Annotated in this window: 20 protein-coding genes and 1 pseudogene; 11 read left to right on the forward strand and 10 right to left on the reverse strand. The window is 67.0% G+C overall.

The window, feature by feature from the left end:
* Nucleotides 1-50 precede the first annotated feature (50 nt).
* From VFY73_RS10875 to VFY73_RS30430, 3 genes and pseudogenes are all read left to right on the forward strand, one after another.
* Nucleotides 51-1,265 (forward strand): hypothetical protein, encoded by a 1,215-nt coding sequence (locus VFY73_RS10875; protein WP_329718529.1) that lies wholly within the window; start codon nt 51-53, stop codon nt 1,263-1,265.
* A 12-nt stretch (nt 1,266-1,277) separates the two neighbouring features.
* On the forward strand, nt 1,278-2,252 hold the full coding sequence (locus tag VFY73_RS10880; protein ID WP_329718531.1) for a hypothetical protein: 975 nt from the start codon (nt 1,278-1,280) through the stop codon (nt 2,250-2,252).
* 191 nt (nt 2,253-2,443) lie between these two features.
* A pseudogene (locus VFY73_RS30430) lies at nt 2,444-2,887 on the forward strand (hypothetical protein).
* A gap of 23 nt (nt 2,888-2,910) precedes the next feature.
* Here the strand turns inward: VFY73_RS30430 and VFY73_RS10890 are convergent.
* Complete coding sequence (locus VFY73_RS10890) at nt 2,911-3,378, reverse strand: Lrp/AsnC family transcriptional regulator (protein WP_329718535.1); 468 nt, start codon at nt 3,376-3,378, stop codon at nt 2,911-2,913.
* A gap of 159 nt (nt 3,379-3,537) precedes the next feature.
* Here VFY73_RS10890 and VFY73_RS10895 point away from each other — a divergent pair, with 159 nt between their 5' ends.
* The gene (locus tag VFY73_RS10895) at nt 3,538-4,164 is read left to right on the forward strand and encodes a LysE/ArgO family amino acid transporter (RefSeq protein WP_329718537.1); all 627 of its coding nucleotides are present in this window, start codon (nt 3,538-3,540) and stop codon (nt 4,162-4,164) included.
* Nucleotides 4,165-4,184: 20 nt separating this feature from the next.
* Nucleotides 4,185-4,649, forward strand: a complete 465-nt coding sequence (locus VFY73_RS10900; protein WP_329718539.1) for an SRPBCC family protein — start codon at nt 4,185-4,187, stop codon at nt 4,647-4,649.
* 12 nt (nt 4,650-4,661) lie between these two features.
* Here VFY73_RS10900 and VFY73_RS10905 read toward each other — a convergent pair whose 3' ends face one another.
* The gene (locus VFY73_RS10905) at nt 4,662-5,591 is read right to left on the reverse strand and encodes a hypothetical protein (RefSeq protein ID WP_329718541.1); all 930 of its coding nucleotides are present in this window, start codon (nt 5,589-5,591) and stop codon (nt 4,662-4,664) included.
* 169 nt (nt 5,592-5,760) lie between these two features.
* On the opposite strand from VFY73_RS10905, the gene VFY73_RS10910 reads away from it, so the two are divergent.
* Entirely contained in the window at nt 5,761-6,228 is a 468-nt protein-coding gene (locus tag VFY73_RS10910) for a hypothetical protein (protein WP_329718543.1), read from the forward strand.
* A gap of 109 nt (nt 6,229-6,337) precedes the next feature.
* On the forward strand, nt 6,338-7,009 hold the full coding sequence (locus tag VFY73_RS10915; protein ID WP_329718545.1) for a hypothetical protein: 672 nt from the start codon (nt 6,338-6,340) through the stop codon (nt 7,007-7,009).
* 51 nt (nt 7,010-7,060) lie between these two features.
* Here VFY73_RS10915 and VFY73_RS10920 read toward each other — a convergent pair whose 3' ends face one another.
* Genes VFY73_RS10920 through VFY73_RS10930 form a run of 3 tightly spaced genes read right to left on the reverse strand, consistent with a single transcriptional unit; the run spans nt 7,061 to nt 9,920 of the window.
* Nucleotides 7,061-8,524, reverse strand: a complete 1,464-nt coding sequence (locus tag VFY73_RS10920; protein WP_329718547.1) for an RNB domain-containing ribonuclease — start codon at nt 8,522-8,524, stop codon at nt 7,061-7,063.
* Nucleotides 8,525-8,579: 55 nt separating this feature from the next.
* On the reverse strand, nt 8,580-9,380 hold the full coding sequence (locus tag VFY73_RS10925; protein WP_329718549.1) for an alpha/beta hydrolase: 801 nt from the start codon (nt 9,378-9,380) through the stop codon (nt 8,580-8,582).
* Between the two features lie 51 nt (nt 9,381-9,431).
* On the reverse strand, nt 9,432-9,920 hold the full coding sequence (locus VFY73_RS10930) for a MarR family winged helix-turn-helix transcriptional regulator (protein WP_329718551.1): 489 nt from the start codon (nt 9,918-9,920) through the stop codon (nt 9,432-9,434).
* Nucleotides 9,921-9,973: 53 nt separating this feature from the next.
* On the opposite strand from VFY73_RS10930, the gene VFY73_RS10935 reads away from it, so the two are divergent.
* Nucleotides 9,974-10,348 (forward strand): cupin domain-containing protein, encoded by a 375-nt coding sequence (locus VFY73_RS10935; protein ID WP_329718552.1) that lies wholly within the window; start codon nt 9,974-9,976, stop codon nt 10,346-10,348.
* 69 nt (nt 10,349-10,417) lie between these two features.
* Here the strand turns inward: VFY73_RS10935 and VFY73_RS10940 are convergent, their stop codons facing one another.
* A complete protein-coding gene (locus VFY73_RS10940; RefSeq protein ID WP_329718554.1) occupies nt 10,418-10,591 on the reverse strand; it encodes a hypothetical protein in 174 nt (57 codons plus the stop codon).
* A 450-nt stretch (nt 10,592-11,041) separates the two neighbouring features.
* Between VFY73_RS10940 and VFY73_RS10945 the strand changes: the two genes are divergently transcribed.
* Both VFY73_RS10945 and VFY73_RS10950 read left to right on the forward strand, forming a co-directional pair.
* Nucleotides 11,042-12,121 carry a sensor histidine kinase gene (locus tag VFY73_RS10945; RefSeq protein ID WP_329718556.1) on the forward strand — a complete coding sequence of 360 codons (1,080 nt, stop codon included), beginning with the start codon at nt 11,042-11,044 and terminating at the stop codon, nt 12,119-12,121.
* A gap of 8 nt (nt 12,122-12,129) precedes the next feature.
* Nucleotides 12,130-12,915 carry a LytTR family DNA-binding domain-containing protein gene (locus VFY73_RS10950; RefSeq protein ID WP_329718558.1) on the forward strand — a complete coding sequence of 262 codons (786 nt, stop codon included), beginning with the start codon at nt 12,130-12,132 and terminating at the stop codon, nt 12,913-12,915.
* Between the two features lie 12 nt (nt 12,916-12,927).
* Here VFY73_RS10950 and VFY73_RS10955 read toward each other — a convergent pair whose 3' ends face one another.
* From VFY73_RS10955 to VFY73_RS10965, 3 genes are read right to left on the reverse strand one after another with little or no spacing between them, the layout of a single operon-like run.
* Entirely contained in the window at nt 12,928-13,836 is a 909-nt protein-coding gene (locus VFY73_RS10955; RefSeq protein WP_329718560.1) for a Fe-Mn family superoxide dismutase, read from the reverse strand.
* 11 nt (nt 13,837-13,847) lie between these two features.
* Nucleotides 13,848-15,044 carry a chromate transporter gene (locus VFY73_RS10960; RefSeq protein WP_329718562.1) on the reverse strand — a complete coding sequence of 399 codons (1,197 nt, stop codon included), beginning with the start codon at nt 15,042-15,044 and terminating at the stop codon, nt 13,848-13,850.
* An 8-nt stretch (nt 15,045-15,052) separates the two neighbouring features.
* The gene (locus VFY73_RS10965) at nt 15,053-16,021 is read right to left on the reverse strand and encodes a chromate resistance protein ChrB domain-containing protein (protein ID WP_329718564.1); all 969 of its coding nucleotides are present in this window, start codon (nt 16,019-16,021) and stop codon (nt 15,053-15,055) included.
* 54 nt (nt 16,022-16,075) lie between these two features.
* Here VFY73_RS10965 and VFY73_RS10970 point away from each other — a divergent pair, with 54 nt between their 5' ends.
* Nucleotides 16,076-17,314: an MFS transporter gene (locus VFY73_RS10970; protein ID WP_329718566.1), complete on the forward strand. Its 1,239-nt coding sequence runs from the start codon at nt 16,076-16,078 to the stop codon at nt 17,312-17,314.
* Nucleotides 17,315-17,404: 90 nt separating this feature from the next.
* Here VFY73_RS10970 and VFY73_RS10975 read toward each other — a convergent pair whose 3' ends face one another.
* The gene (locus VFY73_RS10975) at nt 17,405-17,593 is read right to left on the reverse strand and encodes a CsbD family protein (protein ID WP_329718568.1); all 189 of its coding nucleotides are present in this window, start codon (nt 17,591-17,593) and stop codon (nt 17,405-17,407) included.
* Between the last annotated feature and the right edge of the window lie 83 nt (nt 17,594-17,676).

Here is a 17,676-nt window from a genome sequence, read left to right on the forward strand (position 1 = left end):
CCATCGAATAACATCATTCTCGCATTCAAACAACCTGGTTCAGGAGGATTATGAAGCGTAATAAATGCGCGGCCTTGCTGCTTGCGCTGGCAGGTGGCTGGGCCCAGGCTCAAAGTATCACAACGGCCTTCCCTGGCGAAGAATATATCGCCTTCGCCATTTCTTCGGTTGGTCAGGACTGCAAGCTGATCTGGGAGTATGAAACGAGTGTCTTGACGCAAGGAAAATACGGCACGGCGACTGCCGGGAAGGTCTCGTTGCCTTATGGAAACGGGTGTCCTGGTGTGTTTCCATTTGCCATCGGGAAATATAAATGGACAGGGGGCCAGGCAGCGCTCGAAGACACTTTTATTCTCAACGTCAAGTTCCCGCCAGGTGAAGGCGGGTGGCAACCGGTTCCGGTCACGGTCAAAAGGGCCGCCGTTTCGGTGAAATCCTTGAGTCTGGAAAAGGGCACGGCGGTCCTGAATTTGAATGCAGGCGTCGATACCGCCGGCACGATTACCTTCGACTTCGAAACGGCGGGCGGCGCGGTGTCTTCGCAGACCACGTCGAGCTACTACCAGCCAGGGTCGGCAGTCAGCGTCGAGATCGATCGGCCGAAGATCGGCCGGGGCAAATATGCCAAGGCCAACGTGACGTGGAACACGACCTCCTATCGCATTGGTGCCGATCCGGTCATGCATGCCGTCAAGACCACCCATACCCCGTCCAAGCCGTGGAACGTGTTGGGACTGGTTCGCTACTCGCAATATGGCGTGACGGACGAAGGCCAGTGCACGGCCCCGCTTGTGCAGAAGTGGGTGGTCGATTCGTTGACCGAGTGCAATTTCAGCCAAGCCCTTTTCAAGAGCGACTTCCTCGAGTTCACATCCCGAAATGGAACCGGCAGGTCCTCGGCGTTAGGCTACATCAAGCCCGGCACGGCGACCAACGTTGCGACAGCGTGTGCAGCCCAGATGCCGCCGGACGTCCCCCTCCAAGATATCTACGTTCAGGTGTCTTCGGTGACGGGCGCCTGCAAGACCGAATTGAAGGGCGGGGTCTCGGTGGCCACGTTCGAGAAGAATTGCAAGGCCACGGAGACGCTCGTCAAGAGCACCAACAAGCTGTTCCAGAAGCGCGACGTGGACGACAAGTGCCCCGCCTGTGATGGAGACTTTCGTGGCACCGAGGGGCACATCGATGCATTCACCAACATCAATGCTTGCGATCCTCACCAAATGGTCGACCTCGGCAACTACTGGACGCTTCAGCAACCTTAAGGGAGGATCACTGTGAAGAACATTGAATTCAACGTGCCGAGCCTTGCCGTTCGGTCGAAACTGGCAAAGACCTTCTGCCTGACGCTCTTGCTGTGTACGTCAGGCCTCCCGTACGCTGCAAATCCCGTCCGAGTCAAGGTTTCCGGGCCCAGCACGGAGGCGGTGGTCAAGGAATATGAAGACGACTTGCTGAGCGTGCGCGCGGTGGCATCCAGCAGCCGCAGCCTCATTGATCTGCGTACGCGAGACGGGGCCAGCAGGGAGATTCAACTCAGCCGCGATGTCGAGCGCACAGAGGTGGTGGCCCGCCACGGTGATCGACTCGTTGTCATCAACACACTGTTCGGGGGCGCCTCGGAGGTTCTGGTCGTCGACTGGAAGGAAGGTCGATCGATCGACCGATTCTGGTGTTATGCCCCTTCGCTGTCTCCCGACAATTCATCGATCGCATTCGTCAGGTTCTATCCGACTCACTTTGTGAGCGGTCCGGAGAGTCAGTACAGGGTGTATCGCCTTGACCGGACGCCCGAGGCGAATCGGGTCTATTCGAAGCATCAGACTGCCGGGCTTGGTCACCCCGCGTCGGATCTGGGGCAGCCGGTCTATCCGTTGGGGCGTCGTGCGTTGAGGCAGAACGTCGAGGTGCCGGAGCCCGACGCGCACCAGCACATGTCTCGTGTGGCATGGTCGGACGATTCGAAGGCCTTTGCATTCATTGACGCCGAGGGGCCGAGAGTCGATGCTGTGGTTGTCCGGGCCAACGCAGCCACGGACGAGGTCAAGGCCTGGAGCTGGCCGCTCGACAAGCTGGCCGATGTGTGCATCCGAGGCATGGAAAAGGAGGGCTGCACCACCCTGCCGGTGCAGGCCTATGAGCTGGCGCTGGACCTGAGGGGCGGGCAACTGCGGGTCAAGTTGCCCGCGTCGTCGCTCTTCCCGAACGGCTACAGCAGCGCAGTCTCGCTGCCTGCGGCGGCTGTTCAATGATCGTCGTCTGACGCACGCCGATTGAAGTTTTGGCTTGCCTGAACGCCACCCGAAGCCCTCGAAGCGGGGCAGCGCCTCGCTTCGAGAGCCTTTGTTGCCGGCCCGCAGCGCGGTAGAGCGGCCAGCGGCGGCCGGGCCGATGGATCGAGTCGCGCAGCCTGCCGACACCGCTGGCAGGAGGGCGGTGTGATGTGGCTGACGGCGTTCGTTGGCCCGCGCTTCGCGGGGGGCTGCTGGCCTTGTTGGCGGCGGCATTGTTCGGCGTGAGCACGCCGCTGCTGCAGCGCTTCGGTGCCGGCATCGGTCCATTCGAAACGGCCGCACTGCTCTACGCCGGTGCAGCGATCGTCGGGGCGTTGTCGAGGCGGCCTTGGCCGTCTTGCTGGGGGACCGATCCGCCGGATGGTTGATGGCGGGCAGTGGTGTCCTGATGCTGGCGGGTGTCGTGCTGCACCTGGCCGAGTCGCACACCCATGAGCATGAGCACGAGGCGCTGGAACAGGAGCGCGCTCACCGCCGCGACGACGGCCACCACGACCACCGGCGGGAGAGCACAGCCCCATCGGCACTCGCATGCCGCGCTGTGCCACGCCCATCCGCACGTGCCTGACGCTCACCACGGTCACCGCTACTGACGCCGTCGTGGAGCGCACCCGGCTCAGTTGCGTGCGCTGCCTGGCGGCACCAGCCCGCGGCGTGGGATCGGGGTCGAGAAGACGATCGAAGTGCGGGTCTCGCCGTAGCTGTTGATCGAGGCGAGAAAACGCTCGAGGTCTTCCAGGTCACGCGTGACCACCGTCAACAGGTATGAATCGGCCCCGGCGACGTGGTGGCACTCCAGCACTTCGGCTGCACGGCGCAACTTGTCGATGAAGGCCTTCTTGCCCGGTTGCAGCACCGTGATGCCGACAATGGCGCGCACGCTGTAGCCGGCCAGTGCGGCGTCCAGTTCGGCAGTGACCGAACGAACGATGCCCGCGTCCGTCATCCGCTTCAGACGCTCCACGGTGGCCGGCACCGACAGACCCGCGGCGGCCGCCAGCGTCTTCAATGGCGCGCGCCCGTCTTGCTGCAGCGCGAGCAGCAGTTGCCAGGCTTTCGCATCGAGCGTCAGGGCGTCGGGCATCGCGGGCATCCAACACGGCGCGCAGCGGCGCGGGAGCCGATTGTCGCGCTGACTCATCAGGTGAAATGCGGTGCTGACCTGAAAAATCGAAAACGTACCGGCGTTTCACCTGACAAGGCGTCTGGCTGCGGGCGGGGTGGCCTGAGGAAAATTCCGGCGATGGATTCGTCGTCGCCCGTGCTCGTGTTGTTTGCCCAGTCGTTGCTGATCGGCCTGTCGATCGCTGCCCCGGTGGGCCAGATCGGCGTGCTCGCCATCCAACGCACCTTGGACCACGGCCGCGCCGCCGGCCTGGCCACCGGCCTCGGTGCTGCGTTCGCTGACGCGGTGTATGGCGCCATCGGCGCTTTCGGTGTGACGGGGCTGATCGCCTGGCTGCTCGGCCTGAGGCTGTGGCTGGGCCTGTTCGGCGCTGCCTTCTTGTTGTGGCTGGCCTGGCGCATCGCCACCAAGCCGACAGTGCGTCGCAGCACCAGCCACGCTCCTCCAGGGACCTTGCTGCGCTTCGTTTCGGGCACCTTCGTGCTGACCTTGTCCAACCCCACCACCATCCTGTCGTTCATGGCGGTGTTTGGCGCGCTGGCCGGCCGTGCGCCGGCGGCGTCACCCTGGGCCATGGTGAGCGGTGTGCTGGTGGGGTCGGCCTTGTGGTGGTTGGTGCTGGCCGGTGTCGTCGGCCTGCTGCGTGACCGTTTCGACGAGCGCTGGCAACGCGCCGTCAACTGGTGCTCGGCCAGCCTGCTGGCCGGCTTGGCGGTGTGGCAGCTGGCGCAGATTCTTTCTTGAACTTCAGAGGGATATTTCTCATGCCTACCCATGTCCAGGCCAGTCATGTCATCTTGGTCGATGCGCCGGTGGCGCTGGCCTTCATGTTTTTCACGCCGGCCGGGGAGGAGCTGTGGGTCGACGGCTGGCGGCCGACCTACCTGAACCCCGCCAATGGCCGCACAGAGGCCGGCATGGTGTTCACGACGGGCGAGGGTGCCGAGCACACGATCTGGTTGATGGCCGATTTCGACCGCGAGCAACACCACTCACGTTACTTGCGCTGCACGCCCGGGTCACGCACGGGCACGGTCGAGATTCGTTGCCGTGCGCTCGACGCGGCGCGTACCGAAGTGCGGGTCAGCTACGCGCTGACGGCACTCAGCCCGACGGGCGCCGAAGCGCTGCAGGCGTTCGAGGGCGACAGATTCGCCACGATGATCGACGGCTGGAGCCGTGAAATTGCCGCGCGCTTGCCGCTGTTGCTGACGCAGCCCATCCGCTGATCGGGCCGGGCGTTACCGCACCGCGGACAAAACCGGGCTCGCCGAAGAAACCTGCTGCAGCTGGCGGCGCTTCATCTTCAAGTAGTCCGCCGCGTCCATCTCGTGCAGCTGGCGCGGATAGCGCTCGGTGGCCGCAAACCAGGTCCGCAGGCGCTTGTCGGCCCGCTGCTCGGGCGGCATTGCTTCGGCTGCTAGAAACGCCTCGATCGCGAGGAAGTAGCGCATGGCGTTGCGCTCGGCCACGCCCTGGATGCCGCCCACATAGACGGGGTGGCCGTGGGCGTCCTGCCCGGCGACGCTGAAGCCGATCTTGTCGCGGCCCGAGGTGGCCAGGTAGGCACGGGTCGCCAGGCGGGCCGTCAGCCCGTTGGTGTACGAGTACGACATGTGCATGAAGCTGCGCCGGGCGTCCAGCGGTATCGCTTCCAGCGTCAGCCGGTAATCGCGGGTGCCCAGAGGGCCCTCAGGGGCATTGATCTCCAGCGACAGGTAGTCCGGCTGGGCAGCGCGCAGCGCGTAGTTGAAGCGGATCCGGATCGCGTCCTCCAGCGGCTGCTCGACCTTCTTGCCGATCGCCACTTTCAGGCCCTGCGCGTTGGCTTCGCGTTCGACCGCGCAGCGCTTGACGTTCAGCTGCAGCATCAGCACGTCGCACCAATGCTCGGGTTGGCGCAAGGTCGAGCCGACCGTCGTGAACGGATGCTCGATCACCGCATAGACGTCGCCCTGCGGTTCCTGGAATGACGAATTGGCATGCAGCACCAACGGTCGCTGGAAGGGGCTTTGGGTCAGTGCCTGCTGCATCGCGCTGTGCTTCGCGAGCAACGCCTGCGCAGTCTCCGCGCCGTGCAACGGGTTGGCGCTGGTGGTGGTCCAAGCGGCCGCGGCACCGAGAAGCGAAGCAAGCGCCAACCAGTGGCGCCACGAGCGGGTCGTCTTCATGGCCTCAGCATAGGCAGAACGCCTGGAATTGGTGGTCGGCATCGTGGCCGGAAGCTTGTCGGACGATGGCTTGTTCACCGTGCAAGCCTTCACGCTGTGCGGCCGCGACGGCCCTCGGCGCAAACCTAGAATTTGCGCGCGCTTTGATGAAGCGCACAAGGAACGTGGATTGAGTTACGTCATTCAAATCTGGGAACAACCGGCCGACCTGGCACTGCCCGCCGGCACCGACGCGGTGTGGCAGATGCTGGACGGGCTCGCCGTGCGTTCGCCGGGGCCGAACCCCAAGTACCGGGCGCTGGCCCACCAATTGATGGCGCTCTATCCGCAAGCCGGCGCCAGTGTCGGCCATGGCGCGATCTGGCGCGACGGTCACGCACACGGCGACGGCGAAGCACTGGTGTGGCGCCTCGGCCTGTGCCGCGGTGCCTGGTTGGAGGCGATCCATGCCACCGTGGTGTCGCGCGCCAATGCGCTGGGCCTGCATGTGGCCGACGAACAGACCGGTCGGCTCTTCCTGGCCCGCCGCGCCATGCCGGTGGTCAGGCACTGGGCGCTGGTCGACGAGACCCCGACCGAGCCGGTGCCGCTCGAAGCGCTGCCGCTGCACGCGTATGGCCGATCGAACGGCCGTTGACGCCAACCCACCGGAGGCCGCCGTGTGATTGCGCTGGTGCCGCCGGCGCACTAAGCTGCGCTGCCGCCGCAGGGCCTTCTGCTGCGGTGCAACACCCCGGAGGCACACCATGCGTCAGACGATCCATCGGTCTTTGCTGATCGGCGCCGCGGCAGCTTCGCTGCTGGCGGGCTGCGCCGGCACGTCGGGCGGCAAGCCAAAAATGAGCTTCTTCGTCACCAGCGCGAACCCCGGCAAAGGGGGCGACCTGGGCGGGCTGGACGGCGCCGACAAGCACTGCCAGAAGCTCGCCGCCGCGGCCGGCGCGGGCCACCGCACCTGGCACGCCTACCTGAGCAAGCAGCCGCTGAAGGGCGAAGCCGGCATCAACGCGCGCGACCGCATCGGCAAGGGCCCCTGGACGAACGCCAAGGGAGACCTCATCGCGATCCACGTGGCCGACCTGCACAGCGCCGGCAACCAGCTCAACAAGCTGACCGCGCTGACCGAAACCGGCGCGACCATCAATGGCCGTGGCGACACCCCTAACCAGCATGATGTCCTGACCGGCTCCCAGCCCGACGGCACCTTCATCGCCGGCGATGTGAACTCCACCTGCAGCAACTGGACTGTTGGCGACGACAGCGGCCAGGCGATGGTCGGCCACCATGACCGCACCGGGCTGGACGACAGCGTGCCCGCCAAATCCTGGAACTCGTCGCACCTGAGCCGTGGCTGTAGCCCGGCTGCGCTGCAAGCCACCGGCGGCGCGGGGCTGTTCTACTGTTTCGCGGTGGACTGATCGCCCGGCGGTGCGGCAACGTCTTGAGCCGGCAACGACGGCGGCGAGGGTTCAGGCCCGCTCGAAGTCGATGAAGCGCTGGTCGACATCGACGCTGGTGAGCCTCACCTGCAACGTGTCGCCCACGTCGAGCCCTTCGAAGCCGCGCACCACGCGGCCTTCGACCAGCGGCGAGACGATGCGCACGAACGTGCCCTTCGGCGTCGCGCCGGTGACGATGGCCTCGAAAGCCTCGCCGATGCGGTCGTGCAGCAGGTAGGCTGCGGCCGCCTTCAGCACCCGTCGCTCGACCGTCGAGGCGCTGTCTTCCTGGGTGGTGCACTGCTGTGCGATAAGCGCCAGCTGATCGACGGTGTAGGGCGTCGGCCGTTGCGCGAGCGAGGCCTTCAGCAAGCGCTGGGTCACCAGGTCGGCAAAGCGCCGGTTCGGCGCGGTGGAGTGGGCGTAGTCGTTGACGGCCAGGCCGAAGTGGCCGGAAGCGCGAAGGCCCGGTGGTGCCGCGGCATAGGCACCTGAGCCCAACAGCTTGACCACCGAGAGCGACAACTCCTCGAACTCGGCCGGCGCGGCCATGCGGCGCGCGGTGAGGAACTGGTCCAGCGCCAATGCGTCCGGCACCGGCGGCAGGCTCGCACCGAGCTGCGCGGCCAGCTTGACCAGGCGGTCCCAGCGCCTGGGCTCTTGCAGCACGCGGCGCAGCGAAGGCTGGTCGTGCTCGGCGAGGTAGCGTGCGGTGGCGCCATTGGCCGCGATCATCAGGTCGGCGATCAGGTCCTTCGCGCGGTTCTTGCGGTCGGCCCGCAGGTCGACCAACTGCCCGTCAACGAACACCGGCCGGGCCTGCGCCGTCATCACGTTCAGCGCGCCGCGCCGGGTACGCCAATGCCGCAGCGAGCGGGCCACGCGGTCGTGCACATGCAACTGGGCTTGCAGCGCCGGATTGGCGGCCACCGCAGCGGGCGCAGGCGCGTTGCCGTCGAGCCAGGCCGCGACGCCGTCGTAGGTCAACTTCGCCTGGTTGCGGACCACTGCGCGGTACAGCTGAGAGCCTGCCACCTCGCCATCGTCCGCGATGGTCATCTCGACCACTACGGCCAGCCGCTCAAGGCCTTCGTGCAGCGACGTCAGGTCGTTCGACAGCCGCGTCGGCAGCATCGGGAAGACGCCGGCCGCTGTGTAGACCGAGGTCGTGTTGATCGCCGCGTGCGCGTCGATCACGCTGTCCTGGCGCACCATCGTGTCGACATCGGCCACGGCGACTGCCAACCGCACCTGCCCGCCGGGCCGTTCTTCCGCCCAGCTCAACTGATCCAGGTCCTGGGTGTCGTCGTTATCGATCGAGAACCACAGCTGCTGGCGCAAGTCGCGGATGTCCGCGTCGCGCTCCAGGCCTCGGGTGGCGAGTTGGTCGGCGCTGGCCTGCACGTCCTGCAGCACGTCCGGTCCGAAAGTCGGCGCAAGTCCGTGGGTCTGCATTTCGAGCGCGGCGATCCGGGCGAGTTCAGCGGCATCCATGGTCGGCGTCAAGCGGGAATCAGGGCAGGGTCGATTCTGACGCCTGCGCGTGGCGTCAGATCTGAACCGTCAACTGCTCGGCGAAGAACTGCTGCGCCAACGTCGCGGCGGGCCCCGGGCCTTGTCCATGCGGCAGGCCCCGCAGCATCGTCAGCTGCGAGTTGGCGCCCACGCCCAGCAGCGCACGGTGCAGGACCCGCAAGCGATCGACCCGGTTCGAGCGCAGGCGGTCGGCTTCGACCGGCCAGTGGCCGCTGGGCGGTTGTTCGCGGATCTCCCAGGTTTCCGTATCGCCGTCGCTGACGACCAACTGGATCGGCACGTTGCGCAGCAGCGCCGGGTTGAATGGCCTGCCGAACGCACTGTCGAGGTCTCGCACGCCGGCCCACCAATCGACCCGCTCGTCAGGCAAGGTGACGACGCCCGGCGCGCCGACCGACGCCGCGCGCAGCCGTTCAGGGTGCAAGAGCAGGTAGCGGTGCACGAACTGGGCGCCGCCCGAGTAACCCTGCAGAAAGAATCGCGTGCCGTCACAGCCGGTGCGACGCGTGGCCTCGTCGATCATCTCGTGCAACAACTGGTCGTAGCGCAGGCCCTGCTCGCACAGGAACTTGTAGCCGTCGACCTGGCCGTCGCCCAGCACGTTGCGAGGAAACAGCGGCGCCAGCACCACCAGCCCATGGGCCTGCGCGAAGGGCGCGAACCGTTCGATGCAGGCCAGGTGGTTGCGCGTGCTGTCGTGCACGGTCACCAGCAGACCGGGCGCCGGGCTGGCCGGTGGGTGTTCGGGTACGAACAGGGCGAAGGCAAAGCGGCTGTCCGTCGGATGGGCGAAGGTGGTGACCGGTCCGTTCAAGGGTGAGGCAACGAGTTGTTGTTGTTCGCCGCCAGGCGGCAAACGGCGCTCCTACGAGGGCCGCAGGCCCGCTTCCAGTTCGGCATCCGACAGGTGCGCCACCACCTGTTCGAGCACGGCGCGGGCGGCGGCCACCTGGCGCGCGCCCAGCCGTTCGGCCAGGCCCCGCTCGAACATCGCGTGGAAGCGCCGGGCCTCCTCGACGGCGCGTTGGCCGCGGCTGGTCAGCAGCAACAGCTTGACGCGGCGGTCGCTGGGGTCGTCACGGCGTTCGACATAGCCCTTGGCGACCATGTCATCCACCACCTTCAAGGCGCCAGGCGACGAGATCCCCAGGCGATCGGCCACATCGCGCAGGCTGGCCGGGCGGGCCAGCAGCAGGCGAAAAACGTAGCCGAACGATGGCCCGAGGTCGCCGAAGCCGGCTTCGGCGAGGTGCCGATGCAGCTGCAGTTTGAAGGCGCCGAAAGACACGTTCAGCAGCACGCCGAAGTCGAGCGGTTCGTCCGCTGTCTCGTGACGGGTGGATGTGCTTGACATTGATTCACCAAGGTTAATAAACTGCAGTGAATCAATTATCCCAGGAGATCCTGATGCCTTTCATCGATCATGCCTTGGCACCTCGTTTCGAGTTGCACGGTGTGTCGTTCACCGGCCTGGCCTCGCCCAGTCGCGGCGCCAGCGAGACGGCGGTCTGGCTCGTGACGCTGCCGCCCGGCTCCGAGGGGGTGCCGCACCGGCTGACGCGGGAAGAGGTTTTCGTCGCGATCGAGGGCGCTGCCCGCGCCCGGGTCGACGGCCAGACCCACGAGCTGCGGCCGGGTTGTGCGCTGGTGGTGCCGCCGCACGTCGAGGTCTGTCTCGCCAATCCTTACGACGTGCCGTTCCGTACGGTGGCCGTGCTGCCGGTGGGCGGCCAAGCCGTGCTGGACGGCGGCCCGCCGTTCACGCCGCCATGGGCGCAGTGAAGCCGAGGCGCGCCCTGCACACGTCGCGCCTCATGCGAGACAGCTACAGGGCGATCCGCGCGCCGAAAATCAGGCCGGCGGGTCTTTCGCGCGTGTGCGCGACACGGCCGTCATGACCCCGATACCCAGCACGATGATGCTGGCGATCCCGATGTAGACGGGCGCGAGGCCGGCTGTGCTCAGGCCCCAGGCGATGCCCGCAACAAGTAGCAGCAGGCCGATCAGGTACAGCGCGAATGACATGATGAAGCTCCTTTCGGTGGCTCGAGCCGGGGCCCGGGCTTCCCGCCGACTCTAGGCAAGCACGGCGCCACGGCCGATCGGCGAAGGACGGACGCTGGCGTAGGCAGGGTCCTACCGGCCAGGGTGACAAGACACCACGAAGTGCGCCGTCGCCCGTCGTCGCCGATCGTGGCTGGGCCCCTGCGGCCCGTCGCCGGTCTGAAACGGCTTTGGGCTCGGCCGGGCGCTGGACACACTGCGCAGCAACCAGCACCGCAGGAGACGACCGATGCCTTCCTCCTTCAGCCCGGCCGCGTCGGCTCGCGTGACAGCCGGTGCGGTTTCGCTGAATCGCCTTTTGGCCCGCGCACCGCCCTGGGCGGCCACCGCGCGGTGCGACGTCGCCGTGGCCGGTCGACCATGATCTACTTGTTGGCGCGCGTGTGGCGCCTTCACCCCTGACTGCCTTGCATGATTGCTGCCGACACCTCTTCGCCGCGTGGCCTGGGCCGCATCCTGAGCTGGCCCCGCGTGCGCACCACGCTGATCTTCGCGGTGCCGCTCGGGTTGATGCACAGCCTCAGCTCCAGCGTCACGCCGGCCAGCACCTGGGTGGCCCGCTCGATCACGATCGGCCTGTTGGCGATGCTCGTCTTCGGCCTGTGCGAGCAATGGCCCGCGCGGCTGCCGAACTGGCTGGCCCGGTGGGTGTGGCAACTGATCGGTGTGGTGGTGTCGATACCGTTCGGTGCGTTCCTGGCCTACTACTGGACGACAGGCGGCCACCCGAACTTGGTCGAAGACCGCTTGCGCTTGACCGGCTTCGCCGGCATGTGCTTTACCGGCATTCTGTTCGGCCCATGGGTGGCCTTGGGGGCGATGGTGCGACAGCGTGACGATCTGGCTCGCCATCAGGCGTTGGCCTTCCAGCTCGAACGCAGCGAGTTGGAGCGCCAGGCCCTGGACGCCCGCATGCGCTTGCTGCAAGCTCAGGTGCAGCCCCACTTCCTGTTCAACACCTTGGCCAACGTGCGGGCGCTCGTCAACACCGGCTCGCCACGTGCCAGCGCCGTGCTCGACAGCCTGATCGCCTACCTGCGCGCCGCCGTGCCGCGGCTCGACGAGCCCGCCACCACCTTGGGTCAAGAGGTGCAGCTGGTGCGCGCCTACCTGGAGCTGATGCACATGCGCATTCCCGACCGCCTGCATTTCAGCCTGCATGTCGACGAAGCCGCGCTCGGCCTGCGCTGCCCACCGATGGCCGTGTTGACCTTGGTCGAAAACGCCGTGCGCCATGGCATCGACCCGAGCGAGGAGGGCGGCCGCATCGAGGTGAACATCGCGCTGCGCGATGGACGCTGCAGCGCCCGCGTCATCGACACCGGCGTGGGCCTGCAGCAGGCCGACACCGGCCTGGGCACCGGCTTGTCGACGCTGCGCGAGCGCATGCAGCTGGCCTTCGGCGGCGACGCGCGGCTGAGCATGACCGGCGTCGTGCCGCACGGAGTGTGCGCCGAGCTGGACTTTCCGGCGCAGCGGGGGGGCGCATGAGTCCCGCCATGATCCGACTGCGCCCGACGGCGCTGATCGCCGACGACGAGCCCTTGCTGCGCGAGGAGTTGATCCGCATGCTGGCCCATGCCTGGCCCGAGCTGCAGATCGTGGCGCAGGCGCGCAACGGTCGCGAGGCGGTCGAGATGTACGAAGCTCAAGCGCCCGACATCTGCTTTCTCGATGTGCACATGCCTGGCCTGTCGGGCGTGGAGGCTGCGCGTGAGATCGGGCGCCGCGCTCACCTCGTCTTCGTGACGGCGTTCGACCAGTACGCGCTGAAGGCGTTCGAACACGGCGTGCTCGATTATCTGGTCAAGCCGGTCGAGCCGGCACGCTTGGTCGATACCGTGGCCCGGCTGCAGGCGCGGCTGGACACGGCCCAACCAGCGCAGGCCACCGAAGCCTTGCTGCAGCAGCTGGCGGCTCAACTGCAGCGTGGCGCCGCGCCGGCGCACCTGCGCTGGATCCGCGCGATGGTCGGGCAGACGGTGCGGATGATCGCGGTCGACGAGGTCGACTTCCTGAAGTCCGACGAGAAGTACACGCTGATCGCCTGGCGCGGCGACGGAGGCAAGCCTGCCGAAGCCCTGATCCGCACACCGCTGAAAGAGCTGCTGGCGCAGCTGGACGGCGCCCAGTTTGCGCAAGTCCACCGCTCGGTCGTCGTCAACCTTCGCGCGATCAGCCACGTGACGCGCGGCCTGAACGAAACGGCCGACATCTACCTCAAGGGCCGGCCCGAGGTGCTGCCGGTCAGCCGCACCTTCCTGCACCTGTTCAAGCAGATGTAGCGGCGAGGACGGTCAGGGCTTGATCGCCATCGGCACGCCGGCATCGCGGCAACCTTCGATGCCGCCCAGCAGGTAAGAGGCCTGGTAGCCCATGGCGCGCAGCGACAGTGCCGCCGCCTGGCTGACCTCCATGCCGTGGCGGCAATACACCACCACCGGCTTGTCGCGATCGAGCTCGGTGGCCCACGAGGGCAGCCGTACCGGGTCACGCCAGCTCGCGCCGGCCAGCAGATCGTGGGCATCGGCATAGGCCTGGGCCTTGCGCACGTCCACCAGTTGCGTGCCCTCGGGCAGGCAAGCGTGGCCGAGGGCCAGTGGCAACGCGTCGCAGGCGACGGTGGCCGCAAAGCGCTGCGCCACCCGGCCCCAGTGCACATTGCCCATGAACGCGTCGACATAGGCCGCGGCCTTGGCGCCGAAGTCCATGTGGTAGGCGTGTTCGTACATGTCCAGCGCCAGGATCGGCGTCGCGCCGGCCAGCAGGTGCGTGTGATCGGCCGCCCAGTGGTTGATCAGCCGGCCTTCGCGTGACGACCACGACAGCAGCGCCCAGCCGGAGCCACCGCCCATCGCCTTGGCCAGCGCGGTGAACTCCGCGCGCCATCTGTCGAACGAGCCGAAATCGCGTTCCAGCGCGGTGACCAGCCCCTGCGGCCCGATCGCGCCGTCGCCGCCCAGGCCGTCGAAGTACAGCTCGTGCAACCAGGCCGAGTTGGCGGCGATCAGCTCCTCGCGCTTGAGCCCGTTGACGGTGAACACCGGCACGCTCGCCCAGTCCAATCCCGCCAGCTGCCTGCGGATCGCGTTCAGTCGCTTCACCGCGCCGCTGTAGTTGTTCTCGTGGTGGCTGGCCACCAGCTTGGGCGACAGGCCGTGGAGTTGGTCGAGCACCAGCGTCAAGGGTTGGATTTGAAAGTCCATGTCTTCTCCCACTAGGTTTGAATGATCAAGGGGTGCACCACCAGCCCGATCACCGCGGCCACCACCACGATGACGGGCTCCTGCACTTTCTTGAAGCGCCACAGCACGACGGCGGTGACGATGGCCAGTACAGCGGTGATCCAGTCGGAGATCGAGCGTTGGCCGATCACGACCACGGCGCCAGCGATGGCACCGATGGCCGCCGCCGTGACACCGTCGACAAAGGCAACGATCGCCGGGCGCTTGCCGTGCTTCTTGAAGTACGGTGCCGGGATCACGGTCAACAGGTAGCACGGCAGGAAGGTGGCCACCGCGGCCACCACCGCACCCCAGAAGCCCTGGACCAGGAAGCCGATGAAGCCGGTCGTGATGACCACCGGCCCGGGCGTGATCATCGCCACCGCGACCGCGTCGACGAACTGCCTGTCGGTCAGCCAGCCGTATTCCTTGACGACACCGCTGTACAGGAACGGCACGATCGCCAGGCCGCTGCCGAAGACGAAGCTGCCGGCGTAGGTGAAGTAAGTGGCGATCTTGGCCAGCTTGGCCGGGTCGATTGCGTCGAGCGCGAACATCGCCGCCAGCGGCGAGGCCGCGGCATTGACGGTGTTGCGCTGGAGCCAGGCCGGCGGCACCCGCCACAGCCACACCAGCACGCCCGCGCCGATGAACAGCCAGATCTCCTCGGACTGGGTGACGATCGTGATCGCCGCGCTGACTGCGAAGATCGCCCACAGCAGCTTGTCCTTGCCGATGTTCTTGCTCGTCAGCTTGTAGGCGCTCATCGCGATGATGCCGATCACTGCCGCACCGACGCCATAGAACACCGACTGCATCCAGCCGATGCCGCCGTAGCTGACATAGGCCATGCCGATCGCGATCACCATGAAGAACGACGGCAGCACGAAGGCCAGGCCGACCAGCGTGGCACCCAGCACGTGGTAGTGCACGAAGCCGAGGTAGATCGCCAGCTGCGCGGCCAGGGGCCCCGGCATCAGCTGCGCGATGGCCATGCCCTCCTTGTAGTCGCTCTCGCTGATCCAGCGGCGCTTCTCGACCAGGTCGCGGTACATGTAGCCCACCAGTGCCACCGGGCCGCCGAAGCCCCAGGTGCCCAGGCCCAGCATGTAACCGACCAATTGCCACAGCGTGTAGCTGGCCGCGCTGGGGGCCTCGGCCGGCGCGGCGGGTGTCGTGACTTCACTCATCTCTGGGCTCAGGTTTTCGCGCGGGATGCGTCGCGTCCGAAGTGCGCATACAGGGAATCGAGCACCCTGCCCATCTCGGCCAGCAGTGCATCGTCGTCGTCGAGCCGTTCACGTGCACCGGCCATCACCGCCTCGAAGCCTATGGCCTCGGGCACCGGCTCGCCGCCGACGTCGAGCTGGTGCACCATCGCGCCCAGCCGCCGCAGGGCAGGGTCTTCGTCGAGGCCGAAGCTGGCCAGCAGCGTCTCGAAGGTCACGCGGTCGCCGACGTGTGTGAACGTGGCGCCGTCGAAGTCGAAGCCCAGCGCACTCTTCGGGCAGTCGGCAGGCTTGGCCAGCCACTTGAAGCGTGCATCGGGGTCGATGAAGCGGTGGATCAGCCAGGCACTGGCGACGCGGTCCACCCACAGGCGGCGGCGCGTGGCCCAGGTGCGGCCGCGGTACTTCGCCGCGTCCAGCCGCGGCAGTTCACCGGGCGCGTCCTGCGGCTCATCGGGCGACATCAAGGCTCCGATCCGGCGGTTGAATTCGGTCCAGGCCGCTTCGGTCTCGGTCGAGGCGTCACTGGGGAAGTAGTCGGTCGCCTTGACCGCGTCGTAGTCACGCTGAAGACGCCGCTGAAGGCGCAACAGCTCCTGCGGCGTCATCGCGACCAGGCCTCTGTTGGCGTCCTTCCAGGTCTTGCGCAGCTCGGCCAACTCGCCACCGCGGTCGAACAGCGCCAGGTAGGCAGGCTCCTCGTCAGCGCTCGGTTGCACGGCCATCAGCCAGGCCGTACCGCCTTCGCGCACGCAGTCGTCGGCGAGTTCGCGCAGCGCCTGGTGCCGATCGGCGCCGGCCGGCAACAGGTAGGCGCCGTCGCGCAGCGCGGCGCATCCCAATGCTTTCAGCGCACGCCAGATCCGCATGCGGGCCGTGGCGCCCTGCGTGGGCAGGGACACGACCAGCAGCAGCCAGGAGGAAGTGGCGTCATTCATGTAGCGAACGATACATCATTGTTGTTTACGCTACAAATGTTTTATCATCGGGGCATGGTCATCCGTCTCGTGTCCGGGGTACGCCGCTGGCTGCTGCCGGCGCAGGCTTCTGCGGTGGCGCTGCCGGTGCTGGGTGCGCGGGGCCTGCGTGCATTGGTCGACGGCTACATGAGCGTGCTCTTGCCGGCGTATTTGCTGGTGATCGGGCTGAGCACGCTGCAGGTGGGCATCGTGGCGTCGGCCACGCTGTTGGGCTCGGCCCTCGCGACGATGCTGGTCGGACTGCAGGGCCACCGCATCGGTGCCTCGCGGTTGTTGGCGGCCGCGGCCTTGCTGATGGTGGCCACGGGCTTGGGCTTTGCCGGGCTGACGGCGTTCTGGCCGCTGTTGCTGGTGGCCTTCATCGGGACCCTGAACCCGAGCGCCGGCGATGTCAGCGTCTTCCTGCCACTGGAGCACGCGCGGCTGGCGGCGGCGGCCGAGGGCCATGCCCGCACCGCGCTGTTCGCCCGCTACAGCGTGATCGGGGCCCTGTGCGCCTCGCTGGGGGCGCTGGCTGCCGGCGTGCCGGCCTGGCTGCAAAAGTCGGGGTGGTCCGAGCTGGCCGCGCTGCGGGCGATGATCCTGCTGTACGCGCTGGTTGGTCTGTGGGTCTGGTGGCTGTATCGGCGCAACAATGCAGCGCCGGCTGCCGCCACGCCGCCCCACCAGCCGCTGCGTGCGTCGCGGGGCATCGTGATCCGGCTGGCGTTGCTGTTCAGCGTCGATGCGTTTGCCGGCGGGCTGGTCGTCAATGCCTTGATGTCGCTTTGGCTGCTCGAACGCTTTGATCTGTCACTCGCGCAGGCGGGCCTGTTCTTCTTCTGGACCGGCCTGCTCAGCGCGGCGTCGCAGCTGGCTGCGGCGCCCGTGGCCCGGCGCATCGGGCTGCTCAACACGATGGTGTTCACGCACATCCCGTCCAGCGTCTGCCTGATCGGTGCGGCGCTGGTGAGCGACGTTCACGTGGCGCTCGGCCTGTTGTGCGTGCGGGCGGCGTTGTCGCAGATGGACGTGCCGACCCGCTCGGCCTTCGTCATGGCGGTCGTCACGCCGGCCGAGCGGCCGGCTGCCGCGAGCCTGACGGCGGTGCCACGCAGTTTGGCGGCTGCCTTGAGCCCCACCCTGGCCTTCGCCATGTTCTCCGCCGGGTGGTTGGCGGCGCCGCTGGTGGCCTGCGGCCTGCTGAAGATCGGCTATGACGTGGTGTTGTGGCTCGCATGCAGGAAGCAGGTGTTGCCGGAGCCGGCCTGAGCCTGCCTGGATGGCACCGTGGAACGGCCTGACCCCGGAAACAAGAAAGCCGCGCATTGGCGCGGCTTCCGAGGTGCAAGCAGGTCAGGCTCAGGACTGGTTCTTGTTGGCGTCCTTGATGCGCTCTTCCACATTGCCCAGCTGCTTCTGAGCCTTGCCGGCGATTTCGCGCGTCGTGCCTTGTACCTGTTGCTTCGGGCTGTCGATCAGCTCACCGGTCTTGCGTTGGACCTTGCCGGCGGCTTCCTTGATGCTGCCCTTCACTTGGTTGCGGTTCATGGATTCACCTCGTGTCGGTTGTTGAGCGGTGACACGCAGAGCACTGGCGCTGCGTTCGAAATCATCGTAGGCACACGGCCTCG

It is taken from the genome of Ideonella sp. (assembly GCF_036277275.1).
GTDB lineage: Bacteria > Pseudomonadota > Gammaproteobacteria > Burkholderiales > Burkholderiaceae_C > Ideonella.